The sequence below is a fragment of the Roseateles sp. genome (assembly GCF_044373315.1).
Classification (GTDB): domain Bacteria; phylum Pseudomonadota; class Gammaproteobacteria; order Burkholderiales; family Burkholderiaceae_C; genus JACDQM01.
Genome location: NZ_JBILQK010000139.1, coordinates 1 through 6,283 on the forward strand (window position 1 = coordinate 1; position 6,283 = coordinate 6,283).

General features: G+C 64.6%; 5 protein-coding genes and 2 pseudogenes. 1 reads left to right on the forward strand and 6 read right to left on the reverse strand.

Annotated features, from left to right (window positions below; all coding sequences use genetic code 11):
• The 6 genes and pseudogenes from ACIQ67_RS18740 to ACIQ67_RS18765 all read right to left on the reverse strand — a co-directional run.
• Nucleotides 1–235 (reverse strand): annotated as a pseudogene (locus tag ACIQ67_RS18740) (hypothetical protein); the annotation flags it as partial.
• Nucleotides 232–2,157 carry a DUF294 nucleotidyltransferase-like domain-containing protein gene (locus tag ACIQ67_RS18745; RefSeq protein ID WP_397535897.1) on the reverse strand — a complete coding sequence of 642 codons (1,926 nt, stop codon included), beginning with the start codon at nucleotides 2,155–2,157 and terminating at the stop codon, nucleotides 232–234. The pseudogene ACIQ67_RS18740 and the gene ACIQ67_RS18745, both read right to left, overlap by 4 nt.
• Nucleotides 2,158–2,253: 96 nt before the next feature.
• A complete protein-coding gene (locus tag ACIQ67_RS18750) occupies nucleotides 2,254–4,380 on the reverse strand; it encodes a sodium:solute symporter family protein (RefSeq protein WP_397535898.1) in 2,127 nt (708 codons plus the stop codon).
• A gap of 1 nt (nucleotide 4,381) precedes the next feature.
• Nucleotides 4,382–4,642: a DUF4212 domain-containing protein gene (locus tag ACIQ67_RS18755; protein WP_397535899.1), complete on the reverse strand. Its 261-nt coding sequence runs from the start codon at nucleotides 4,640–4,642 to the stop codon at nucleotides 4,382–4,384.
• Nucleotides 4,643–4,757: 115 nt separating this feature from the next.
• Nucleotides 4,758–5,351 (reverse strand): tetratricopeptide repeat protein, encoded by a 594-nt coding sequence (locus ACIQ67_RS18760; protein WP_397535900.1) that lies wholly within the window; start codon nucleotides 5,349–5,351, stop codon nucleotides 4,758–4,760.
• Complete coding sequence (locus ACIQ67_RS18765) at nucleotides 5,342–5,638, reverse strand: hypothetical protein (RefSeq protein ID WP_397535901.1); 297 nt, start codon at nucleotides 5,636–5,638, stop codon at nucleotides 5,342–5,344. The genes ACIQ67_RS18760 and ACIQ67_RS18765 overlap by 10 nt, the downstream gene beginning before the upstream one ends.
• A 208-nt stretch (nucleotides 5,639–5,846) precedes the next feature.
• Here ACIQ67_RS18765 and ACIQ67_RS18770 point away from each other — a divergent pair.
• Nucleotides 5,847–6,283: pseudogene (locus ACIQ67_RS18770) on the forward strand (PCRF domain-containing protein); the annotation flags it as partial.

Genomic DNA, 6,283 nt, shown 5'->3' on the forward strand with positions numbered 1-6,283 from the left:
TCGGCAGATCCGCCGGCTGGCGCAGCAGGATCTCGAAGCTGTCGCCCAGCAGGATGCGTGGCGGCGTGGCCGACATGTCCAGCGCAATGGCGGCGATTGCCAGCAAGCGGTCGTGCTCCAGGTTCAGTCCGCTGGTTTCGACATCCAGCACCACCCAGCGCGTGGGCTCGCCACGGGCGGCCGCGTCGCGGCTGCCACCGGACAGGCGGCGGATCAGGTCTTGCAGCCAGCTCATCGCAGCCAGTCCAGTTCAAGGCGCTGCTGCAGGCGCCGGGCGACGCGGAAGCTCTCCTTCAGCACGCGGCGGTCGATGTCGTTGAGCGCGTCCAGCGCGATCCAATTCGGCTGATCGTTCGGCATGGCGCCTTCGCCTGCGGCCTCCATCTGCACACGCAGGCGCAGCATCTGCAGAAACTCGAAAGCGCCGATCCAGCCCTCGCTTTCTGCCGTGCTCACCTGCAGCGCGCGACCCATGGCCTCGAAGCGCTCGCGCGTGTTGGTGGCGCTGATTCCATGGGCCAGCGCGTGGATGCGTGCCACGTCCACAAAGATGGCGGTGCCATGCAGCTTCAGGTCGATGCCTTCGCGTCCGGCGGCGTTTTTTTCGCCCTCCATCGCGCCTAGCCAGTTCAGCGGCGGCCGGCTGCGCAGTGAGTTCTCGGCCATCTGGCGCATGAAGCGCGGCAGTCGCGCCGCATGGCTGCCCAGCAGTTCGCGCAGCGGTGTCACCAGCGCCGCATCGCCCCAGATCGGGCGGAAGTCGAAATAGATGCTGGCCTTCAGCAAGTCCTCTGGCGCGCCATGCTCCATCCATTCGTTGAAGGCCTCCAGCCATTCTTGTGCGCTAAGGCAGCAGGCTGGATTGGAGGCCATCACCCCGCCCTTGCACAGCGGATAGCCACAGGCGTCCAGCGCCTCGTTGACGTCCAGCGCAAAGGCCAGCCAACGCGGCCGGTCGCGCTCGGGGTCATCGCTGAGAAACAGCAGGCCGTTGTCCTGGTCGGTGGCAATGGTCTGCTCGCCGCGCCCTTCAGAGCCGAAGGCCAGCCAACAGGCCTGGCGCTCATCCAAGCCATGCTGCTCTGCCTTGAGCTGCAGCAGGCGCTGGGTGAGAACATCGTTGAGGTGCGAAATCAATTCAGTGAGCTGGCGCGCGGCCACGCCTTGCGCCAGCAGATTTCGCGCGAAGCGTCGGATGTCCTGCGCCACCACGCGCAGCGTGTCGACGTCCTGCGCGGCACGGATGCTGGTACTGACCTGCTTGAGCGAGAGCCGCTGCATCGCGAACAGATCGCGCTCGGAAACGATGCTGACCACGCGCCCCGCTTCAGTCACCGGCACATGGCGAACGCCGTGGCGCGACATCAGCAGCGCCGCCTGCTGCGCGCTGTCGGCCAGCGTCAGGCAATGCACCGGCTGGCTCATCACCTGGCCGATCGGCGTGCTCAGCGGCAGCTGCGGCAGCGTGATGCGCGACAGGATGTCATGGCGCGTCAGGATGCCCAAAGCGGCGCCGGCGCCATCGCAGACCAGCACCGAGCCGATATGGCGCCGATGCATCATCTCCAGCGCCGTCTGCAGCGGCGTGTCGGGCGACACGCTGGCCGGCGCACGGCGCTTGAGCTGCGCCAGCGGCGTCTCCATCGACTGCTCGGACAGGGTCTGCGAGGAATAGGCTACTTGCAGCGCGCGGCGTGACAGCGCCAGAAACTGGGCCACGCGCCGGTTCAGGAAATCGGCAAAGGGAGCGCTGAGCTTGGCCAAGACATGCACCTGCTCGGCTGGCAGCAGCAGGCAGAACGTGTCGCCCTGCGAGGTGTAGCTGGCTGTGACGGCACGCGCACCCAGCACGGCGCCGACGGGGAAGAATTCGCCCGGCTCGAAGTGAAAGCCACCGGCCGCTTCGGCAATGCCGCGCTGGCCGCTGACCGCTCCCTGGCGTACAAAGAACAAATGCTGTACCGGCCCGCACTCCGGCGACAGCATGGCTTCGCCCGGTGCGTAGTAGGCCTGGGTGGCGTGGCGTACGAAGTGCAGCACATGCTCGACCTGCATCTGCGCGAAAGGCGCGTAGCGCTGCAATTCGGCCTGCAGCTGCGCCATCAAGCTGCCGGAAGGGCTGGCAGCCGGGCTGGCGATGGTTGAAGCTGGGTTCATGGCTAACCTCCGATGAACGGAGTTCGTGAGCTCAATAGAAAAAAAGGCCCCGCAGCGGGCTGCGGGGCCTTGCCTCTCAGTCAATCAAGCCAAGGGTCAGGGCTTGCCCAGGTTCAGGTCGGGGTAGCGCACATGCTCCACCAAGTCCTGAGTGTCCTTGCTCGGTGCCGGCGTCAGCAGGCTGACGATGATGATCGTCGCGAAGCCCAGCGGCACACCGAAGATGCCGGCACTGATCGGCAGGATGCCGAACCACAGCTCGATCGGCGAGGTCACGCCGAACACGCCGCGCAGCCAGGGCTGGGTGGTCACCATGTAGTAGAAGGTGATACCCAGGCCAGCCGCGATGCCCAGCGAGGCACCCCACTTGTTGGCACGCTTCCAGAACACCCCCAGCACCAGGGCCGGGAAGAAGGCAGCAGCCGCAAAGGAGAACGCGGCGGAGACGAGGAACAAGATGTCAGCCGGCTTCTGCGCCGCGACGTAAGCCGCAGCCAGGGCCACCACCAGCAGCAGGACCTTGGAGATCGTGACGCGGCGGGCGGTCGACGCATTCGGGTCGATCATCTTGTAGTACACGTCGTGCGACAGCGCGTTGGCGATGGTCAGCAGCAGGCCGTCCGCTGTGGACAGCGCCGCAGCCAGACCACCGGCAGCCACCATGCCTGACACCACATAGGGCAGGCCACCGATTTCCGGCGTGGCCAGCACGATGATGTCGCCGCCGATCCTCATCTCGCCGAGCTGGAAGATGCCGTCCTTGTTGACGTCAGCCACCGCGAGCAGCGCCGGGTCAACCTTGGCCCAGTTGGCAATCCAGGCCGGTAGTTGATCAAACGGCGTGCCCACCAGCACGTTGAAGACCTCGTACTTGACCAGCACCGCCAGGGCAGGCGCCGAGAAGTACAGCAGGAAGATGAAGAACAGACTCCAGGTCACCGACTCGCGCGCCTCCTTGACGGAAGGCGTGGTGTAGTAGCGCATCAGAATGTGCGGCAGCGCGGCCGTACCCACCATCAGGCAAAACACCAGAGCGAGGAAGTTGCGACGCGACTCGTCGAAGGTCTTCTGCGCCTTCTCATCGCCGTTCGGGTCACCAGCAAACTGCTGCGCATGCGACGGCATGCCCGCCAGCGGTCTGGCGCGCGCCTCGTTGGCGGCCTTGGCTGCCGTCCAGGCCTTCTTCGCCTCGGCTTCGTTGGCGGGCACGGCGGCCAGCGCCTTCTCGGCTGCGGCGACCTGGTCAGCCGGTGCGTTGGCGGCCTTCAGATCGGCCAGCTTCTGCGTGGCGGCAGCCTTGTCGGCAGCCAGCGCAGCGGGCACGTCCTTGAGCTTGACGTCGAACTCGGCGGCACGTGCCTTGAAGATCGCGATGACCTCCTGCTCCTTGGGATCGGCCTTGATGCGCTTCTCGGCCTCGGAGACCTTCTGCAGCTGGTAGCCGTAGATAGCTTGCGGCACCGGGATGCCGGTCTGCTTTACCGACAGCCACACCACCGGGATCATGTAGGCAATGATCAGGATGATGTACTGCGCCACCTGTGTCCAGGTGACGGCGCGCATGCCGCCCAGGAAGGAGCAGACCAGGATGCCAGCCAGACCGACGAAGACGCCGATCTCGAAGGCCAGGCCCGACAGACGCGCGGTGATCAGGCCGACGCCGTAGATCTGCGCCACCACATAGACGAAGGAGCACAGGATCGCTGCAGCCACGCCCAGGATACGCGGCAGATTGCCTTCATAGCGCGCGCCCAGGAAGTCCGGGATGGTGAACTGGCCGAATTTGCGCAGGTATGGCGCCAGGAACAGCGCCACCAGGCAGTAGCCGCCGGTCCAGCCCATGATGAAGGCCAGGCCGCCGTAACCCGTCAGGTAGAGCGTACCGGCCATGCCGATGAAGGACGCGGCCGACATCCAGTCAGCGCCGGTGGCCATTCCGTTGTAGACCGCCGGCACCCGGCGTCCGGCGACGTAGTACTCGCTGGCGTCGGACGTGCGGCTCATGAAGCCGATGCCGGCGTACAGCAACACGGTGGCACCGAGGAAGATGAAGCCGATCCACTGCCGCGAAAGGCCCATCTGTTCAAGGATGGCCAAGGCGATGATGAAGACGAAGAAGCCGCCGGTGTACCAGGTGTAGACCTTGTTCAGCTGCTTCTTGAAGGCCGCATTGGCCGATGCACTGACCGTGCCGGGAGAAGCGGAAGGTGTTGCGCCAGCCATATCAAGCTCCCTCTTCGGCAACGCCGTGTTCCTGGTCCAGGCGGTTCATCGTCCGCGCATAGAACCAGATGATCAGGCAGTACACGATCAGCGCACCCTGGGACGCAACCCAGAAGCTGAACGGCCAGCCAAAGAAGGTGAAATTCAGATCGCGGGCAAAAAAGCCCACGACGAAGGTCACCACGAACCAGATCGCCAGCAGAACTGCGGTGAGCCGCAGGTTCTTCTGCCAGTACTGGCGGTGTCTTTCGGTCAATTGCATCGCTGTCGTCTCCTTCATGTCGTTAGAAGGCCTTCACCCTCTGCGGGATCTCGGGCACCGATGGACCACCCCATGCGCCAACAGCGCGCATGCTGCGCGGGTGAACCGCTTGACGTCAGGCGAGCAGTCCGGTCTCACGCTCAAGCTGAGCGGCGACCTTGGGCTCAAACCCTTTGAGGTGCGCGATGATGCGCCGCGCCTCTTCGGGTTTCTGACGGTCCACATGAACCCGCGCCAGCTGATACCAGCCGTAGGGGCTCATGGGTTGCAGTTCGGTGTTGCGCTTCAGAGCGGCGACAGCCTCCTCGAAGCGATGCATGCGGATCAAGCACAGGCCCAAGCCGTACCAGGCTCGGTCCAGCTTGGCGTCCAGCTCAACGGCCTGGCGGAAGGCGGCCTCGGCCTCATCGAGCCTGCCCTCGGCTTCAAGCAGATAGGCCAGATTGAACCAGTCGCCAGCACTGCGGCGAGGATGGGCCGCCACCAGCGCTCGCAGATCGCTGATCGCCTCGGCCCTGGCCGCGCGCGAAGAGCGCAGGTGGGCGCGGCTGGCCAGCGCGTAGGCATCACCCGGCCAGCCCTCCAACATTTCGTCAAAGATCTGCTCAGCCAGCTGGCGCTGGGCGAACACAAGCGCCGTCAAGGCCTTCAGCTTGAGCAGTTGGTAGCGCCAGGACCTGGCGACGCTGGGCTTGGTGTCTACTGGCATTGCGCAACTCCGATCTGCAGGCACAGGCTGATCTTGACGACCGTCACCACCAGCCACAGACTCAGCAGCAGCAGGAAGGCGGCCAACGGAATGTGTCGATCCAGCACGACGCGCGGGCTGATCAGGCGGGTCAGGCGCGTGAACGGACGCGTCAGGATCGCCAGCAACTGGTAGAAGAAATTCTGCTCACGCTTGGCACCCGCCAGCAGGCCCAACAGCCATTGGCCAGCCATCGCAAGCAAGGCGATTTCGGCGATCAACTTTAAGGAAGATGTCAGCAAGAGCATGGTGCTTTCCGGGTTGTGCGTACTGTGGATCAAACCCGCTTACTGTTTTCTGACAAAACAGCCTCCCCCTGGGCTGCCCCCACTATCGCTAACCCTGCTTGATGGGCTGCCGCTGGCGCGGCGGGAGGCAAAGGTGGCGCCATGTAAAAATAGTGCCCTTGCCTGCCCCAGCGGCCGCCATCCCGGCGCCGCCCATTCCAAGAACATCATGGACATCGAACGCATCAATGCCATCGGCACCAACCTGGCCGACCTGACAGCGCGCACCGCCGCGCTAAGGGGGTATCTTTGACTACGACCGCAAAGCACTGCGGCTGAACGAGGTCAACGCCGCCCTCGAAAACCCCAAGGTCTGGGACGAGCCCAAGCGGGCCCAGGAACTGGGCAAGGAGAAGCGCACGCTGGAGACAGTGGTCCAGACCATCAATCACCTCGAAAGCAATCTGTCCGACAACAGCGAGCTCTATGAGATGAGCAAGGCGGACGGTGACTTCGCGGGTCTGGAAGCCATCGAGGCGGATGCCGCCAAGTTGCAGGATACGGTGGAACAGCTGGAGTTCCGTCGCATGTTCAACAACCCGGCTGATCCGCTGAACTGCTTCATCGACATCCAGGCCGGCGCCGGCGGCACCGAGGCCTGCGACT